18 protein-coding genes are annotated in these 16996 nt (G+C 67.3%); 11 read left to right on the forward strand and 7 right to left on the reverse strand.

Annotated features, from left to right (window positions below; genetic code table 11):
* Nucleotides 1-10: 10 nt before the first annotated feature.
* Nucleotides 11-1177: a serine hydrolase domain-containing protein gene (locus tag VGH85_17305; GenBank protein ID HEY2175568.1), complete on the reverse strand. Its 1167-nt coding sequence runs from the start codon at nucleotides 1175-1177 to the stop codon at nucleotides 11-13.
* Between the two features lie 102 nt (nucleotides 1178-1279).
* Between VGH85_17305 and VGH85_17310 the strand changes: the two genes are divergently transcribed.
* Together VGH85_17310 and VGH85_17315 are read left to right on the forward strand one after the other, a co-directional pair.
* Nucleotides 1280-2134, forward strand: coding sequence for an aminoglycoside phosphotransferase family protein (locus tag VGH85_17310; GenBank protein ID HEY2175569.1), 855 nt, complete (start codon nucleotides 1280-1282; stop codon nucleotides 2132-2134).
* Nucleotides 2135-2242: 108 nt separating this feature from the next.
* Nucleotides 2243-3112 carry an LLM class flavin-dependent oxidoreductase gene (locus VGH85_17315; protein ID HEY2175570.1) on the forward strand — a complete coding sequence of 290 codons (870 nt, stop codon included), beginning with the start codon at nucleotides 2243-2245 and terminating at the stop codon, nucleotides 3110-3112.
* A gap of 4 nt (nucleotides 3113-3116) precedes the next feature.
* On the opposite strand, the gene VGH85_17320 is transcribed toward VGH85_17315, so the two are convergent.
* Nucleotides 3117-3425, reverse strand: coding sequence for a hypothetical protein (locus VGH85_17320; protein HEY2175571.1), 309 nt, complete (start codon nucleotides 3423-3425; stop codon nucleotides 3117-3119).
* Between the two features lie 188 nt (nucleotides 3426-3613).
* Between VGH85_17320 and VGH85_17325 the strand changes: the two genes are divergently transcribed.
* From VGH85_17325 to VGH85_17335, 3 genes are all read left to right on the forward strand, one after another.
* Nucleotides 3614-3994 (forward strand): nuclear transport factor 2 family protein, encoded by a 381-nt coding sequence (locus VGH85_17325; protein ID HEY2175572.1) that lies wholly within the window; start codon nucleotides 3614-3616, stop codon nucleotides 3992-3994.
* 107 nt (nucleotides 3995-4101) lie between these two features.
* Nucleotides 4102-5280: an exo-alpha-sialidase gene (locus VGH85_17330; protein HEY2175573.1), complete on the forward strand. Its 1179-nt coding sequence runs from the start codon at nucleotides 4102-4104 to the stop codon at nucleotides 5278-5280.
* The gene (locus tag VGH85_17335; GenBank protein ID HEY2175574.1) at nucleotides 5277-5966 is read left to right on the forward strand and encodes a class I SAM-dependent methyltransferase; all 690 of its coding nucleotides are present in this window, start codon (nucleotides 5277-5279) and stop codon (nucleotides 5964-5966) included. The genes VGH85_17330 and VGH85_17335 overlap by 4 nt, the downstream gene beginning before the upstream one ends.
* Nucleotides 5967-6179: 213 nt before the next feature.
* On the opposite strand, the gene VGH85_17340 is transcribed toward VGH85_17335, so the two are convergent.
* From VGH85_17340 to VGH85_17350, 3 genes are read right to left on the reverse strand one after another with little or no spacing between them, the layout of a single operon-like run.
* The gene (locus VGH85_17340; GenBank protein ID HEY2175575.1) at nucleotides 6180-7100 is read right to left on the reverse strand and encodes a phytanoyl-CoA dioxygenase family protein; all 921 of its coding nucleotides are present in this window, start codon (nucleotides 7098-7100) and stop codon (nucleotides 6180-6182) included.
* A 31-nt stretch (nucleotides 7101-7131) separates the two neighbouring features.
* Nucleotides 7132-7947 carry a phytanoyl-CoA dioxygenase family protein gene (locus VGH85_17345; GenBank protein HEY2175576.1) on the reverse strand — a complete coding sequence of 272 codons (816 nt, stop codon included), beginning with the start codon at nucleotides 7945-7947 and terminating at the stop codon, nucleotides 7132-7134.
* Nucleotides 7948-7978: 31 nt separating this feature from the next.
* The gene (locus VGH85_17350; GenBank protein ID HEY2175577.1) at nucleotides 7979-8932 is read right to left on the reverse strand and encodes a phytanoyl-CoA dioxygenase family protein; all 954 of its coding nucleotides are present in this window, start codon (nucleotides 8930-8932) and stop codon (nucleotides 7979-7981) included.
* A gap of 96 nt (nucleotides 8933-9028) precedes the next feature.
* Here VGH85_17350 and VGH85_17355 point away from each other — a divergent pair, with 96 nt between their 5' ends.
* The 5 genes from VGH85_17355 (at nucleotide 9029) to VGH85_17375 (ending at nucleotide 14359) form a co-directional block, all read left to right on the forward strand.
* Entirely contained in the window at nucleotides 9029-9907 is an 879-nt protein-coding gene (locus VGH85_17355) for a helix-turn-helix domain-containing protein (GenBank protein ID HEY2175578.1), read from the forward strand.
* A 214-nt stretch (nucleotides 9908-10121) separates the two neighbouring features.
* Nucleotides 10122-11507, forward strand: coding sequence for an extracellular solute-binding protein (locus VGH85_17360; protein ID HEY2175579.1), 1386 nt, complete (start codon nucleotides 10122-10124; stop codon nucleotides 11505-11507).
* 28 nt (nucleotides 11508-11535) lie between these two features.
* Nucleotides 11536-12516: a sugar ABC transporter permease gene (locus tag VGH85_17365; protein ID HEY2175580.1), complete on the forward strand. Its 981-nt coding sequence runs from the start codon at nucleotides 11536-11538 to the stop codon at nucleotides 12514-12516.
* A complete protein-coding gene (locus VGH85_17370; GenBank protein ID HEY2175581.1) occupies nucleotides 12513-13373 on the forward strand; it encodes a carbohydrate ABC transporter permease in 861 nt (286 codons plus the stop codon). Before VGH85_17365 ends, VGH85_17370 begins: the two co-directional genes overlap by 4 nt.
* Before the next feature lie 17 nt (nucleotides 13374-13390).
* A complete protein-coding gene (locus VGH85_17375) occupies nucleotides 13391-14359 on the forward strand; it encodes an aldo/keto reductase (protein HEY2175582.1) in 969 nt (322 codons plus the stop codon).
* Between the two features lies 1 nt (nucleotide 14360).
* Here the strand turns inward: VGH85_17375 and VGH85_17380 are convergent, their stop codons facing one another.
* Complete coding sequence (locus tag VGH85_17380; GenBank protein HEY2175583.1) at nucleotides 14361-15089, reverse strand: TetR/AcrR family transcriptional regulator C-terminal domain-containing protein; 729 nt, start codon at nucleotides 15087-15089, stop codon at nucleotides 14361-14363.
* Between the two features lie 69 nt (nucleotides 15090-15158).
* On the opposite strand from VGH85_17380, the gene VGH85_17385 reads away from it, so the two are divergent.
* Complete coding sequence (locus VGH85_17385) at nucleotides 15159-16655, forward strand: hypothetical protein (protein ID HEY2175584.1); 1497 nt, start codon at nucleotides 15159-15161, stop codon at nucleotides 16653-16655.
* A 2-nt stretch (nucleotides 16656-16657) separates the two neighbouring features.
* Here VGH85_17385 and VGH85_17390 read toward each other — a convergent pair.
* On the reverse strand, nucleotides 16658-16996 hold a 339-nt coding region (locus VGH85_17390), incomplete at its 5' end, for an NADPH:quinone reductase (GenBank protein HEY2175585.1).

Here is a 16996-nt window from a genome sequence, read left to right on the forward strand (position 1 = left end):
GTCGCCTTGCTCACGTAGCCGAGCGGGCGGCCGTCAGGACGTCGTCACACACGGCCGGCATACCGGTCTCGTCGGCGGTGCGTTGGGTGAGGACCACCACGGTCAGGTCCTCCGACGGCACGTTCGACCACGTCGTGCCGAAGCCGCCTTCCCAGCCGTATGCGCCGTCCTCGAGCACGGACACCCCGTATCCCCAGCCGCGACCGGAGAGGAAACTGAACCCCGGCCAGACGTTCGCCTGCTGTTCCGGGGTCAGCTGGTTGCGGGTCATCGCGGCGACGGTGTCGGGTTTCAGGACCGGGTCGCCACCGCGCGCCAGCATCCGGCCGAACGCCACCATGTCGTCGACGCTGGACACCAGACCTCCTGCGCCGTCAGGAAACGCCGGCGGGCGAGACCACTGGCCGTCCGGCTCATCACTCACCTCCAGCCGCCCATCGCGCCGTTCGTAGGCGGTGGCGAGCCGCGAGGTGTCGTCGGCGTGGAAGGCGGTGTCCTTCATGCCGAGCGGGCTGAACACCCGCGCACGCAGGACCTCCTTGAACGGCGCGCCGCCCACCCGCGAGGCCAGCACACCGAGAACCTGCGCGCCGGACGAGTAGAGCCACCGTTCCCCTGGCTGGGCCAGGAGGGGCAGCTCACCGAGCCGCCCGAGCCAGGTATCGGGGTCCGGTGTACTGGCCGGCTGCGGCGGTCCGAACGTCGCGAGGTCCCGGTCAAGCGTCGCGGTGAGGATCGGCCACGGCTCGGGCGCCATGAAGAGCGCACCTTCCATACCGAAACCCCACGTGAACGTCAGCAGGTCGCGGGTGGTGATCGGCCGCTGTGCGGGCACAGTGTCGGCGAGAGGTCCGTCGGGACGGCTTAACACGCGACGATCGGCGAGCTCGGGCAGCAACTCGTCGACCGGCGCATCGAGGTCCAGCAAGCCTTCGTCGACCATCGAGAGTACGGCGGCCGCCGTCATCGGCTTGGAGTTGGACGAGATCCGGAACAGGGTGTCCCGGCGCACCGGCGCACCACCAACCGCCATCAGGCCGGCGATCGCAACGTGCACCGTGTCGCCACGGGCGACGGCGGCGACGACCCCCGGTACATCGCCCTGCTCCACCGCTCGCCCGACGACCTCGTCCACCCGGGCGACCACCTCGTCGTCGAACCCATCGTGAATGTCCACCGGGCCACACTATTGCCTGGGACTAGGGTCGCCCAGGTGGATCCTGCCGGATCGTCGCCTGCGGACGTTGCCTCTGCTGCGACAGCCGTGCTGCCTGCACCGGTGATCCGTGCGGAGACCCTGTCGGGCGGGCATGGCCGCAACGACAACTGGACGGTCGCCACGGCCGATGGCGGTCGCTACGTGGTCAAGTTCGCGCCCGCGTCCTCCGAATCGAAGTCGCGCTCCGCGCACCTGGCGCACCTGCTGGCAGGGGAGGCCGGGGTGCCGGTCGCCCCTGTGGTCCATTTCGGCGTCCACGCGGACCGGTTGATGCGCGTCTACGGATGGATCGACGGGCGTACACCGACGCCGGAGTCCCTCGTCGGTCATCGGGCTGCGCGGCTGTTCTCCGACCTCGGCGCCGCGACCGCACTGCTGCACGGCATCAACCACGATGCGTTCAGCTCCCGTTTGGACGGCTCATCGCCGGCGTTCGGAGGTTGGTCCGACTACGTCGAATATCGCCTCGAGCACGTGCGTGACCGCTGTCGGTCGGTCGGAGCGGTCGACGAGACGGAACTCGCCCGCGCTGTAGCCATCATCCAGGACCTCGCCCAGGCAGTCTCTCCCGTGGCCCGCCCGACGCTGTGCCACCGGGATCTCTACGCCGGCAACGTCCTCGTCGATCGAGAGGGCCGGCTCGCGGCCGTCCTGGATTTCGACCTGGCCGAGATCTGGGACACCGCAGGCGAATGGTTCAAGCTCGACTGGCTGTTCTTCCCGTCGTACCCGGGTTCGGCGAGCGTCTTCGCCGAGGCCTATTGGGCGGGCCGGTCGGTGGCCCCCGACTGGGACTCGCGGGTCAAGCTTGTCGGCCTGCTCGAGACCCTCAACACCATCCCCAATGCGATGGCACAGCATGACAGTGATTTCGAGGCCAAGGCGCGTCGGCGCCTGCACTCACTCCTCGGTTAGGAGTCATGCCCCGCATGACCTGGAGCGTCGTGTTTCGACCGTGCGGAACGGGCATCCGGCGCCGGGGGTGGCTGGCGCGGCCGCGGGGATGGGCGCGATGATGGGCCGGTGACGACACTTGGCGCTGTATTCCTGCCTTACCTGCCGCCGGAGCGGCTGCGGTCGGTCGCTGAGGCGGCGGACGACGCAGGCCTCGAGGAGTTGTGGCTGTGGGAGGACTGTTTTCGCGAGGGTGCGATCGCGAGCGTGGCGGCGGCGCTGGCCTGGACGGAACGGGTCCGAGTGGGAATCGGGCTCATGCCGGTGCCGCTGCGCAATGTCGCGCTGACCGCCATGGAGGTCGCGACGTTGCACCGGGCCTTTCCTGGCCGGCCCATCGCGGCCGTCGGACATGGCGTGTTGGACTGGATGCACCAGGTCGGTGTCGGCGTCGAGTCGCCGGTCACGCTCCTGCGGGAGTACACCGTGGCTCTGCGTCGGTTGCTGCGGGGGGAGAAGGTCACGTTCGAGGGCCGCTATGTGCGCCTCGATGGAGTCGCGCTCAACTGGTCTCCTGAGCCGGCACCGCCGGTGCTCATCGGCGCCATCGGACCACGGACGCTCCGGCTCTCCGGCGAAGTCGCCGACGCCACCCTCCTCACCGCCGACACGACGGTGGCCGGTGTCGAGCGGGCGCGGCGGCTCGTGGATGAGGGCCGGGCGATAGCCGGCCGGACCGAGCCGCATCCACTCATCGTCTACTTGTCCGCGGCGACCGGGCCGGGGGCGGCCGAGCGCCTCGCCGCCGACGTACGCTCCGCCGGAAACGATCCGGACGAGGTCGGAGTCGCGGGAGACGCACAGACGGTCGCTGCCGCCGTACAGCGGTGGGCGCGGGCCGGCGCCGATACCGTCGTGCTGCAGCCGACGGCGGACGACCCCGACCCGGAAGGCTTCGTCCGGTTCGTCGCCAACGAAGTTCGCCCGCTCGTCCCGTAAGGGGTCAACCGAGGTGCTTGAGCGTCGTCTCCAACTCGGCCCGGTGCATCGGCCAGGGAGATGTCTGAACCTCGAACGGGGCGGACCCGACGCTCTGCTGGAAGAGGTCCGCGCTGTAGTACGCGTCGGCTACCTCCTGCGACTCCCACAGGTCGAGGACTCGCCAACCTCCATTCGGCGTTGGCCCGGCCAGGTGGGCGATCAAACCACTCGGACTTGCCGCGTCGAGTGATTCCTGGTTGAGGGCCTTCATCAGCTCGTCATAGTCGGCCTGGCCCATGTCTGCCATATCGAAGACAAATGCGAACGGCATGGCGCACCTCTCCTTGTTCGATGAAGTGATTATGACGGCGACCGTTCGGTCGCGTGCCGATAGCGGGATTCCCCCTGGCCTACACCAGATCCTTTAGCCGTTGCAGCAAGGAGTGATATTGCGAACTTGTCGTGGATCCGGATTCCGTGGCGATAGCGTGGAGCAACTACTCCAGTCGGGAGTGCCACGTGTCCGTCGAGCAGACTCAGAAGATCCTGGACCGATACTTCGACGCCATGGGCAGGGACGAGGACTTCTCCGCATTCTTCGCGGACGACGTCACGTGGATCATGGTCGAGAGCGAGCAGGAGGTCCGCGGTCCGACTGTTGTCCGCGACTACCTCATCGAGTTGCACGGCAGGATGGTCGGCGGTGAACAGCGAAGCCTAGTCGTCTCGGATGGGCACGCTTATCTCGAAGGTGACACCATGAGCGCCCCCGGCCCGGCTGGACAACGACTCTTTTACTGTCTGGTTTACGACCTCGGCGACGACCGGATCACCGCCGTGCGGTGTTACGGCTCGCTCGGCGCTCTGATGACCTCCACGCGTGGTGAGCAGCCGCAGTAGCAAGGCACCCAGCGTGCGCCGATCGGCCCGGCGGATGTCCCTTGCATCGTTCAATGCATCGATGCATGCTGCCTAGTCGTCGAACCGGCATTTCGCCTGGAGGTGTCATGGGTCTCCGGCCCTCGCTTATCCCGTGCAGGAGACGCGCCGTCGTCCTGATCATCGCGCTGGTGGCGGTGGCCGCCGGACTGGTCGTCGCCCCGGGCAGCGCGGGAGCGGCGACGGGTCAGCTGCTGAGCCCCAACGTCGCGATGTATCCCCGCGCGATCCGGCTGGCCCACTCCGGGTCGGCGGACGGCCGGATCATCGCCGACGCGACCTCCTTCCCCGCGCAGGGCCCGGTCGGCGCGATCTTCGAGAGCACCGACAACGGCGGTTCCTTCCGCCAGGTGGGTGCAGTCGCCGATTCACTGGCCGCGGGCGGTCTGTGCTGTACCACCCTGTTCGAACTGCCACGACGGATCGGGTCGATGCCGGCCGGAACCCTGCTGTGGGCCGGCACGATCGGCCAGGGCGTGACGACCGACCGGCGGATGTCGCTACGGATCTGGCGCAGCGATGATCTGGGTCGGCACTGGTCCTTCCTGTCGGCCTGTGCGCAGGCACCCAACGGCGGTGGGCTGTGGGAGCCGGAGCTCTCCGTCGACGCCTATGGCCGACTGGTATGCCATTTCTCTGACGAGACGCACCAGCCGACCTACAGCCAGCTCCTCGCCCGCACAGTCTCCACCGACGGTGTGCACTGGAGCGCCGAGCGGTTCACGGTGGCCAGTACCGACCCGAACCACCGTCCGGGCATGGCCAATGTCCGGCGACTGCCCGGCGGCAGCTACCTGATGACCTACGAGGTCTGCGGCACCGGCGACCAGTACGACTGCGCGGTGCACTACCGCACCTCACGAGACGGGTGGAACTGGGGCGACCCACGCGACATCGGGCCGATGATCCACAGTCCTAGCGGGCAGTACTTCACTCATACCCCGACTATCGCGACGGCGACCGGTGGGCGCCTCCTGTTGGTGGGACAGGTGTTGAACAACGCCGACGGCGGCGTCGCAGCCGGAAACGGCGACACCCTGTTCGAGACCGGGCCCGGCGGGCACGGAGGTTGGTCCGCCGTCGCAGCACCGGTCTCCGTACCGGATGCCCGCAACGACGTGTGTCCCAACTACAGCTCCACCCTGGTGGCGCTCGGAGGTGCCGGTGTCCGGGTGCTGGAGATCGCCACCGACTACGGATCGGACAACGTCTGCCGGGGTTACTTCGCCACGGGCAGCGTCCGATGACCGTGGACCCCAGGCCGATCGAGGCGGTCAAAGACGGTGGTTGGCGGCAGATCGCCGCCGTCAACGCCGCCCTGGATCGCGGTGAGATCGACGAGGCAGGCTGGCACGCCGGGGTGATGGACTTGGTGGTCCCTGCGTATCTCGGCGCCGACACGCCATGGGGCCAGTCCGGCAAGAGCGGCACGGCCGCGGACTGGGAAGCTGGCCGGCGGCTCGTGATGGATGCCGTCGATGCCGACGGAAGCTTCCTCGACATCGGCTGTGCGAGTGGGTATCTGATGCAGTCCGTGCAGCGGTGGGGCCGCGATCGGGGCCTCGCGGTGGAGCCCTACGGCCTGGATATCGCCCCCGAACTGGCCGAACTCGCCCGGTCGCGCCTGCCCGAGTGGGTCGACCGCATCTGGGTCGGTAATGCCCTGCACTGGCGCGCACCCGGAGGTCGACGCTTCGACGTCGTACGCACCGGGCTGGAATACGTCCCACAGCGCCGGCACCTCGATCTCGTCGAGCACCTGCTCGAGTCCGTGGTCGGCCGTCGGCTCATCATTGGAGTGTTCACCGAGGAGATCGCGGAGAGATTCACCGAGCGGGCGCTCACCGAGGCCGGGTTTTCGGTCGCCGGGCGTAGCGAGACGGCGCACTCCGACGACCGGGTGATGCGCAGACTGTTGTGGATCGACCGCTGACCGGGCCGACTGTGCCCGATCAGGTCAGGTGCCGCAGATAACGGTCGGGAGCGCGGAGAAACGACCGCGTCGAGGTGACCAGGTGGCAGTCGTCGTTGGGCCAGGAGGACGAGGCGACTGTCGAAGGACAGCGCGGATTCCGGCTCGTCCAGGATGTAGAGACGCTGACGAGCCGATCTGCGCGTGCAGCCGTTCGGCGCGCCAGTGCAGGGCTCAGCAGATAAGGCCCTGCTTGCTCGCCGCTCCGTGGGCGGTTGGGTTGGTGCCGACCCAGCGAGGATCGGCCGGCTCCGACGCCGGTTGATAGCGGGAATCGGAGGACAGCCGGAAACGGTCGGACGTGTTGTTGTCCAGTCCGAGGTGTGCGGTGTGCATGGTGAAGACCAGCAGGTCGCCGGCGCGGTAGTCGCGGGTCACCCAGCGCAGACCGAGCCGCTCCCGGAGGCCGACCGGGTCGTCGGTCAGCGTCCCGCCCCAGGGCAGGCCGCTCCGGGCCTTGGCGAGTTCCTCTGGATCGTCGGAGTTGGCGCAGTAGGTGTCGACGTCGCGGGTCGCGTAGTCACGGATGATGTCGTCGAGCCGGTGCGAGCCTTCGAGTACGGCGACGCCTCCCAAGTTGGTGTCGATGTCGCCGAGTGGTGTCCATGCCGTCAGCAGTTTGTCCGTGCCGCGGTTCATGAACACGTTGTCCATGTGCGGCAGGGTCCCGTGGCCGGGCCCGACCACCCGCAGCCAAGTGAAATCGAAGTGCCGCACCTGATCGTCGAAGAGACCTTCGAACAGCGAGAGCATGCGAGGGCCGTAGAGCAGATGCTGCAGCCCGGGGGAGCTGCCGGCCAACTCGTTCATCCCGAAGGGTTCGCCCTTGTCGCGCGCCGGTACGGCGTCATCGACCTCGCCGGGAGCGAGCCAACCCAGGTGGGCGAGCCGGTCCAGTAGCTCCCGTCTGGCGGTCAGTACGTCGTCCCGCACGAGATAGCCGGGGAGGAAGAGGTATCCGTCCGCGTCGAGGCGCCGGCGGAGCTCGGTCGCGTCGTGCGCCGCGTCGTCACTCGCTCTCAGCTCGCCGAACGCCGCGGGGTCGATGTCGAGGGGGCGCCCGGCCGCGGTTGGGGGCGTGGCGGTGACCTGCATGATCACGTACCTCTTCTGGCTGGGAGCTTGATCAGTGCGGGCCGGGGTCGTCTTCGGTGCCGCATGGCCCACCCCAAGGATTGTGGTCGATGGCCACCGGGTCGCCCGACATCGTCAGGGGTTCGCGGTACCACCGGGACAGCCGCTGTGCGGAGCGGCCGACGTAATGGCAGATGAACGAACGCCGGAACCGGTCGGCCGAGGTATTGGGCGGCGAGCCGTGGATGAGGCTGCCGTTGAAGAAGAGCACGTCACCCGGGTCGAGGTGCACCGGCACCGCTTCGAGTCCCGGCGGTGGCGGGACGAATTCGCGCGTGAAGGAGATGCTGGTGTCGGCCTGGTCGGGGCAGAAGAGGTCCATGGCATGCGTTCCGGGTACGACCTCGAGGCCGCCGTTGTCCACGTCGACCCGGTCGCAGGCGAGCCAGGCGGCCACGCAGGTGCCCGGCTCGACCCGCAGGTAGAAGTTGTCCTGGTGCAGGGCCTGCCCCCGCGCGCCGGGTGGCTTGAAGTAGAACATGCTCTGCGCGGCAAGGGGTTCCTCACCGAGCAGTTCACCGGCGACGCTGCCGAACCGGGAATCCAGCAGGTAGCGCCGCGACAACGCATTGACCAGGTGCGGGTTGATGATGCGCGGATAGACCTTGAGCAGATCGCCCTCGGCCTCCTCCATCGCCACGGGCTCGTAGAAGTCGGGAATCGGCCCGGCCGCGTGCAACCCCATGAAGTTGGCGAGCAGATCCGCCACCTCGTCGGGGGTGATGAGGCCGCGCAGAACGAGGTATCCGTCTTCGTGGAAGCGGCGGCGCTGGTCGGTCTCGAGCCGTTCCGGCAGAGACACGCTCATGCTGCGTCATCCCTCCTTCGGTGCGACAGGCCTAGGTCTTGGAGCGCGGCGGGACGCTCCCGGCGCTGCAGTAGTTGCCCGGGCTGCCGACCATGTGGGCCACCTTCAGCGCGATCGAGCGGTCGTCGACCTCTTCCGGTCGGTATTCGTCGGAGATGCCCCACCGGAAGCCTGTCTCGTCGGGGTTGGCGCGCGCATAGGCGGCCAGCCCGACCGGCAGCAGGGCGAGCCGCTTGGCCACCCATTCGGCGTCCCACGGCCCCTCGCTGAGGATCTGCTCCGCGGCCCGGAACTCGTAGTAGATCGTCCGGCGCAGCCGGTTTCCGGTGACCGCTTCCGAGCCGTGCAGCAGCATCACGTCGTGCACCAGTACGTCGCCGGGCCCCATCTCCACACTGATAACGCCGGGCGGCTCCCAGCCGTGGTCGGTCTGCAGTTCGCAGATGTCGGGAGCACTGCGTTGCGAGCCGGGAACGACGCGCAGCGCGCCCTCACCGGTACGGGAGTCGTCGAGGTAGATGTCGACGTTGAAGATGCGGCCGTTGCGCGGATGCAGCGCGTCCTGGTGCCACTCGATGGGGGCGCCGTCGCCCTCCTGCTTGAAGACCAGGGACTCATACGTCGGCACGAAGTTCCGTCCGAGCAGAGTCTCGGCGATGCCGAGGATGGCCGGGCTGCCGAGAAGCTCGAGGGTCGAGTCCTCGCCCTTGTCGTGGAGGTAGTCGACCCGGAACATGGTGCGTCCCGCGGGACGGTCGGCGTAGCGGTAGTCGACCGGGTCGCTGCCCGGGGGAGCGGTCTCCCCGATGGCGATCAGGTCGGCCGTCGCCGCCTGCAGCCGGCTCAGTAGCGGCTGGGGCACCCGGTCGCGCAGGACCAGGTAGCCGTTGTCGTCGAAGAAGCGCACCTCCTCGTCCGACAGGTGGTACGGCTCGCCGCTGATCCGGCCCTCGGCCGGCCAGGTGACCGTGGATACGTCGGACATCGCGCTCCCTACCTCACGGTGCTGCGGTCAATTGACCGTATCTGGCCGTCATGGCGGAGTTCTTCCGGTCCGCACGGTGTATCTTCCGGGATTGTCGTGAGGCAGAGGCACACCACCCAGCTGGCCCCGCTGAGCGCCGAGCTCGACGAGTCGACCTGCGAGCACGGGCACGCGGTGCCGATGACCCATGCCCACCGCCACGACCACATCGAGCTCAACTTCGCCGAGCAGGGCCAGCTCGTCTACCTGTTCGGGGCCGAGAAGGTGGTGCTCTCCGCGGGCACGATGATGGCGTTCTGGGGCGCCCGGCCGCACCAGCTGATCGACTGCCCGCCCGACTCCTCGGCGCAGTGGCTCACCGTGCCGCTCCCGATGATGTTGCGCTGGGAACTACCGGCCGCCTTCGTCGCCCTATTGTTGCAGGGCGGCACGGTCAGCGGCGGCGGTGAGGTCGGCCCGTCCCTCGACGCCGGGCTCTTCTCGCAATGGTCGGCCGACCTGTCCAGCGGCTCGGCCTTCCTGCGCGCCACTGCGGAGATGGAGATCCAGGCGCGGATACGTCGGCTGGCGCACGAGATCGTGGCCGAGCGGGTCCGTGCAGCACCCGCCGTGGCGCTCGACTCGGACATCGCGCAGGCCGCCCGGATGGTGCAGTTCATCGCGGAACACTTCGCCGAGCCACTGCGGGCGGCCGACATCGCCCACACGGCCTACGTGCATCCGCACCACGCGATGGACCTGTTCCGGCGCGTCCTCGGGCAGAGCATGTTCAGCTACCTCATCCAGTACCGCGTCTGCGAGGCCCAGCGCCTCCTGCTCACCTCCGACCTGCCGGTCACCGAGGTCGGGCGCAGCGCCGGATTCGGATCCCAGAGCCAGTTCTACGAGGCATTCAGCAAGCTCTGCGGGCAGCCGCCGGGGCGCTACCGCCGGGAGTTGCGCGCGATCGCCCCGGACCTGCCCGACGGCCGATGATCGGCTGAACGCGCCGCGGCACCGGCATTTTCCGTTCCTTGACTTGTGCAACTGACGGCCCTACGTTTTCCGCCGAACACCTCGATCAAAAGACTCCCGGACCGGTGGACATCGCCGTCGACGAGCGGCGTAGCGCGATGCCCGTCGAGCTCCTGCTCACGCGGCACGAGTGAGATCCCAGTCAAGGCGTCGTGACCGCAGTGGAGGTACCTACGTGCGCCGTCGTCCCGTCATCGCTTCCGCCTTCGCCGCGCTCTGCCTGCTCGCCCTCCCCGCCTGTTCCGTCGCAGCCGGATTCGGCGCCGGCACCGGATCCGTTCCCAAGAGCGCCCTGTGCCCGGGGCGGCCACAGGCTGCGCACGTCACCGTCGTCGACTGGTGGGAGATCAGCGCGGCCCCAGGTCTGGTGAAAGCCGCGCAGGCGTTCAACTGCGACCATCCCGACATCGCCGTCAACGTCTCGATCGACCCGAACGTCGGTGACGACAACAATGGCAAGCTCCTCGCGGCGGTCTCCGCGCACAAGCCGCCCGATCTCACGCTCTCCTACGACGACGTGCTCGCCGCCTGGGCCGCAAAGGGCGAGCTCGAGCCGGTCGAGAAACAGATCACGGGCTTCGGGCTGCACGAGTCGGATTTCAGCCCCTACGCCTGGCGGTCGACGCTCTGGAACGATCATCAGTACGGCCTGCCGGTCGACTGGGATCCCGACACCTTGCTTTGGTACAACAAGAAAATCTTCCGCGAGGTCGGACTCGATCCGAACAAACCGCCGACCACATGGGCGGAATTGCAGCAGGACGCGAAGAAGATCGACCAGATCCAGAATGGTCGGATAAAGCGCCTGGGATTTGTCCCGTGGGCCGGTTGGCAGTTCAACTACATCCAGCTCGGGCACCTCTTCGGGACGACCTTCAAAGACGGCTCGTCGAAGTCCGCACTCGTCGATACCCCGGAGTTCCGGAGCGTCCTGGCCTACGAGCAGAGCGTCGCCCGCAAGTACGGCGGCGGGTCGAAGGTCAACAGCTTCACGACGGTGACCGGGGCGCAGGGTGCGGCCGCCGACCCGCTGATCTCCGGCAAGGTCGGGATGATCATGATCGGCGACTGGGAGATCGGCCAGGAGGCGAACGTCGGCAAGAAGACGTTCACCGACACCGTCGGTGTGACTGAGCTGCCCGCGCCGCCCGGCGGGAAGCAGTACCTGAGTCACAGCGGGTGGGCGTTCATGGTCCCCAAGGGCGCCAAGCACCCGGTCGAGGCCATGAAGTTCGCCGAGTGGATCACCCAGTCCAAGAACTTCGGTACCTACCTCGGCCCGCAGCTGGGCTGGCTGCCGGCGAAGAAGGCCACCATGTCGCAGCCTTACCTCGCCTCCGACCCGAGTTGGCAGTCGGTGATCGCGGTCGACAAGCGGAGCGGCGGCCAGTGGTGGCTGCAGCCCAGCCCGATCCTCCAGCAGTATTACCGCATTCTCGACGAGACCCAGGACACCATCGTCGCCCTGCAACGGGAGCCCGTCGCGGCGCTCACCCAGGCACAGCAGCAGATCCAAGCGACGTTGGACAGCACCGTCGCGCTGGGCTTGTACCAGCGGTAGTCGGCCCCCACCACAGGAAGGAACCGAGATGGTGGACTCATCGATCGAGGCCGGCGTACGAACGGCACCTACGACGACCGGATCGGCTGCCACAAGGCGCCGGCCGAGCCGCCGTTCGCTCCGGGTCGGCCTGTGCTTCATCTCGCCGTGGATCGCCGGCTTCCTGGCGTTCACGGTGATACCGCTCGCCACGTCGCTCTACTACAGCTTCACCAACTTCAACGGACTCGGGATCAGTGACTGGGTCGGTGGCCGTAACTACGTGCAGATCTTCACCAAGGATCCGTACGTCCGCACCGCCCTGGTCAACACCCTGTATCTCGCGTTCTTCGGAGTCATCCTGGGCAGCGCGCTCGCGCTTGTGCTGGCGCTCCTGTTGAACCAGAAGATCCGTGGCATCGGCGTCTACCGCACGCTCTACTACCTCCCCACGATGCTGCCGGTCGTGGTGAGTGCGTTCGTCTTCAGCCTCGTGCTCGACCCCAACACCGGCGTACTGAACAAGGTCCTGGGCTGGTTCGGTATCACCGGGCCCGGCTGGCTCTTCTCCACGACCTGGTCGAAGCCGGCGATCGTGATCCTCGGTTTGTGGGGCGTCGGCAACACGGTGATCATCTATCTCGCCGGTCTCCAGGACATTCCACAGCACGTGGTCGAGGCCGCGAAGGTTGACGGTGCCGGCTGGTGGGCGAGGCTCCGGCACGTCACGCTTCCCCTGCTCAGCCCGATCATTTTCTTCAACGTGCTGCTCGCCATCATTTACGGCTTCCAGAACTTCATCTCGATCTTCTACCTGACCTCCAACGGCGGCGGGTCGACCGCCGGTGGGCCGGCCAACTCGACGATGACGTGGGGCCTGCTCATCTATGAGGACGCCTTCGTCAACTCCCAGATCGGATACGCGGCCGCGATGTCGTGGCTGATGTTCGCGTTCGTCCTGGTCATCACCGTGCTGATGTTCGGTCTCAGCAAACGTTGGGTCTACTACGAAGGGGCTGGCGCACGATGAGCTCGACAACGGGATCGATGGGCCGGCTCAGAATTCGGGTCGCCAAGACGCTGAGCCGCCACCTCGTCCTCACCTGCGTGGCGCTCGTCTTCGCCGTACCTGTCCTGGCGATGATCGCCGAGTCGCTGAAGACCCTTGCCCAGAACACGATCATCCCGCCGCAGTGGATCCCCAACCCGATCTACTTCGGCAACTACCCGCAGGCCCTCAATGTCGCGCCGTTCGCACACATGCTGCTCAACACGGTCGTCATCGTCGGCCTCCAGGTCGTCGGCGTGGCGATATCCAGCGCGCTGGTCGGCTACGGCTTCTCGGTCATCAAGTGGCGCGGGCAGAACGCCGTGTTCCTGCTCGTGATCGCGACGATGCTGATCCCTTACGAGGTCCTGCTCATCCCGCAGTACATCCTCTTCAGCAAGTTCGGCTGGCTCAACACGTTCTACCCGCTCATCGTGCCGTACTTCTTCGGCATCCCGATCTACATCTTCTTGTTCCGCCAGTTCTTCCTGCGGATGCCGGTCGAGCTCGCCGAGGCGGCCCGCATCGACGGGGCGTCGGAGTTCCGCATCTTCCTCCGGGTGTTCCTCCCGCTGGCCAAGCCTGCCCTGATCGTCGTCGCTCTCCTGCAGTTCGTGGCCGGGTGGAACGACTTCCTCGGACCGCTGATCTACCTCAACGACAAGAGCCTGAGCACGCTGGTTCTGGGCATGGAGTACTTCCGGCAGAACCAGTACCAGGTCGATGTCGGGGGACAGGCGGCGTACTCGATCCTCATCGTCGCTCCTGTCGTGCTGGTCTTCTTCCTCGCTCAGCGCCGGTTCATCGAGGGCATTACGCTGACCGCGGTGAAGGGATGACCTGACGGGAGGCTGCCGTGGACTACGCCCGACTAGGGTCCTGCGGTCTGTCCGTCTCGCGGATCGGCCTGGGCATGATGAGTTACGGTGACACGTCCCGGCGAGCGTGGCACCTCGACGCCGACGGCGCCGAGCCGATCGTGCGAGTCGCGGTCGAGGCCGGAGTGACGTTCTTCGACACCGCGGACATGTACGACCTTGGCGCCAGCGAGCGGGTCACCGGGACGCTGCTCTCCCGCTTGTTCGGGCGGCGCGACGACTACGTGCTGGCCACGAAGGTCTACTACCCGATGGGCGCCGGCCGTAACTACGGCGGACTGTCGCGCAAACATCTGCTGGCAGGTATCGATGCGTCGTTGCGCCGGCTCGGTACCGATCACGTCGACCTCTACCAGATACACCGCTGGGACTACGACACACCGATTGAGGAGACGATGCAGGCGCTGCATGACATCGTGCAGGCCGGCAAGGCTCGCTACATCGGCGCCTCCAGCATGTTCGCGTGGCAGTTCGCGAAGGCGCAACAGGCCGGCCCGACGCGGTTCGCCGCGATGCAGAACCAGTACAACCTGGCCTACCGGGAGGAAGAACGGGAGATGATCCCGCTCTGCGTGGACCAGGGCGTCGGCGTCATCCCCTACAGTCCGCTGGCCCGCGGCCTGCTCGCGGGCAGTCGTGAGCGGGGTCGCCGGAACACCACCGTGCGGGCCGGAAATGACCCGGTCGCCGACCAGAACTACACCGACGACGATTTCGATGTCGTCGACGCCCTGCGCTCCGTCGCCAAGAACCGGGGTCTTCCACCGGCACAGATTGCGCTGGCGTGGCTGCTTCACCAGACCGGTGTCACCGCGCCGATCGTCGGCGCGACCAAGTTGACCCACCTGCAGGATGCGGTCGCCGCCGTCGGGATCGGCCTCGACGAGCACGAGATCCGGCAGTTGGAGGAGCCGTACCGGACGCATCCGGTCCTGGGGCACAGCTGACTCAGGTCGATGTCTTCCCGCGGAGAAGGCCGGCGATGCCGTCGATGAGAAAGCCCAGCCCGAGATCGAACTGCTCGTCCATCGTGGGTCCGCTCGGCTGGGCGAGCCAACTCGCGAGATGCGGGTGGTCCGCGGCCGCAAGCTTCTGCACTGCCGCCATCTCGGCCAGGAGGGTGGCGGTGTCGTCCAGCCCGTGGCGCCGGCTCATGTTGGCTTCTTCGGCCTCCTGCAGCCCGAACCCGAAGATGTGCCGGTCGATCAGGGCCGAGTAGGTCATCGCCTCCGCCACGGCGGCGCCTTGGCGGGTCAGCACGGTGAGCATGAACTCCACCCGGCCCATGAGATGGGGACCGACCGGGGGCCGGGTGTGGATCAGGGTCGAGAACCACGGGTGCCGTCGCGTCATCGCGCGGGTGCCCGCGGCCAGGGTGCGCAGGTCCTTGCGCCAGCTCCGGCCGGGCCGCGCCGGAATCTCGATCTCGGCAGTGGCCGCGTCGAGCATCAGATCGATGAGGCCGTCCTTGCTGTAGACGTAGCGATACAGCGACATCGGTGAGTAGGGGCCGATTCGTTCGGCGACCCTCTTCATGGTCAGCGCCGAAGCCCCGGCATCGTCGGCAAGATCGATAGCGGCGGCCACGATCGACTCGCGCCCGAGCGCGCGCTGTTGTGGCGGGGGCGCGGGTTCGGCCCAGATCAGTGGGGCGGAGCGGGTAACCGGTTGGCGCACCAGCTGAGTGTACGCTATAAACCTACGTGTACGTAATAAACTCTGAGCCTCTACCCGGGAGTACCCGACATGATCGCAAGTTCCTTCTCCGAGGCCGACCCGTTCGACCTGCCGGGCATCAGATTGGGGGTCGTGCGGGGAATCAGTTACGGCGTGTTCGGCCGGCCCGATGAGTTCGTTCCCCAGGCCCGAGCTCTCGGAGCCGGGCTGGTGCGGGCGTACCTCTACTGGGGGCAGATCGAGCCGGAGCCCGGCCGCTACGTGTGGAACACGGTCGACGCACTACTGGACCAGCTCGACGGCGACGAGGAAGTCTGGATCACTCTCTGCTCGAGCTCGTTGTGGGCGACCCGCGAGTCGACCGACTTCCTTCCTCCGTCACCGGCGCACGACCTCGCGGCGTACGGCGAATTCGTGCGGCGGACGGTGCGCCACTGCGCGGGCCGAGTCCGGTACTGGCAGTGTGACAACGAGCCGAGCAACACCCAACTGCTGTGGGCCGGCACCGCGGCGGAGTACGTCACGCAACTGAAGACGATGTACGGCGCGGTCAAGGACGCCGATCCGACCGCTGCGGTGGTGCTCGGTGGCTGCGGCTACGACGTACTCAGTAGCGAGATCGGCAGCGAACCGCGGCAGTTCTTCGACCACCTCGTGGGGGCGGGGCGAGACTACTTCGACCTCTTCGACGTTCACCTCTACGGCGACGTGACCGCCATTCCGGCGTATCTCGACACCGCGCGGGAGTTGATGCGCGCCCACGGCTACCTGAAACCCGTCGTCGTCGGGGAGTACGCCGGGCCGGTGCCGTTCGAGTTTCCCGAGGTCGGTCCGGTGCTTCAGCAAACCCTCGCCGCGGCGTTCGCGGAGGCTCCGGCGACGCAGAGCAAAGAGGAGCTCGTCGAGCGGGCGCGGCAGGAGACTCCCGAACGCCGGGCCATGGGAGCCCTCTACGACCGGATGCCCGATCTCCCACCGACTTTGCAGATGTTCCTGGAAGGGTGCCCTGCCGAGGTCGAGGCGCTGCGCGACCGGATCAACTGCCGCCAAGTCGTCATGCGCAACCTGCTGGCCCTCGCCGGCGGTGTCCGCCGGACCGTCTACTGGAACCTCGCACCCGAGGTCCCTGAGCCGGTCGACCCGCGGCAGATGATGCACCTGATGTTCGGGAAGCTGCCACTGTTGGCGTACGAAGACCGGTCGCTGACCAGACGTCGCCCGGCTGCGGACGCTTTTGCGCTCCTCGTCGACGAACTTGCCGGCGTCGAGCAGGTGCACCGCGTGCCGATCGTCGAGAGGCCTACGGTTTACGCGTTCGAGGTGCAGCGCGCCGATCGGCCGCCCCTGCTGGTGCTGTGGGATCACCGGGACCAGGTCGCCGGGGAAAGTGAGCCCGCGGTGCGGGTCTACGTGCCGTGGGGTGCGCCGGCAGCGACGTCCGTCGACGTCTTCGGAGAGGCACACGCCACGTCGGTCCGCGACGGTGAGCTTTCCGTGGACGTATCGATTACTCCGCTCTTCGTCACGGCCGAACATCAGCGCGTGCCTGCCGCGTCTGTGGGGTGACGCTATGGGGTCGGACCTTCAATGAAGGCGGTGGCGTGATCGGTGACCCATTGGCGGAATGATCGCGGCTCCGATCCGAGGACGTCGAACACCGAAGTGCTGACGAATGCCGGCCTTCCCATTGTCGCGCCCCAGGCGGCAAGCAGCATGTCGACGGCCGGTCGCGGCCAGCTTCCCTCGGTCTCGCGTCGAAACTGGTCCGGTGACAGCGCCTCAAATCTGATCTGACGACCCAGGACCTGACCGATGACGTTGACCTGCTGTTCCTGAGTCAGTGACTCGGGACCGGTGAGGACGTAGTCGCCGCTGGCAGGTCCTTCCTGATCCAGGGTCCGCGCGAC

The sequence above is a fragment of the Mycobacteriales bacterium genome, from assembly GCA_036497565.1.
Classification (GTDB): Bacteria; Actinomycetota; Actinomycetes; order Mycobacteriales; family QHCD01; genus DASXJE01.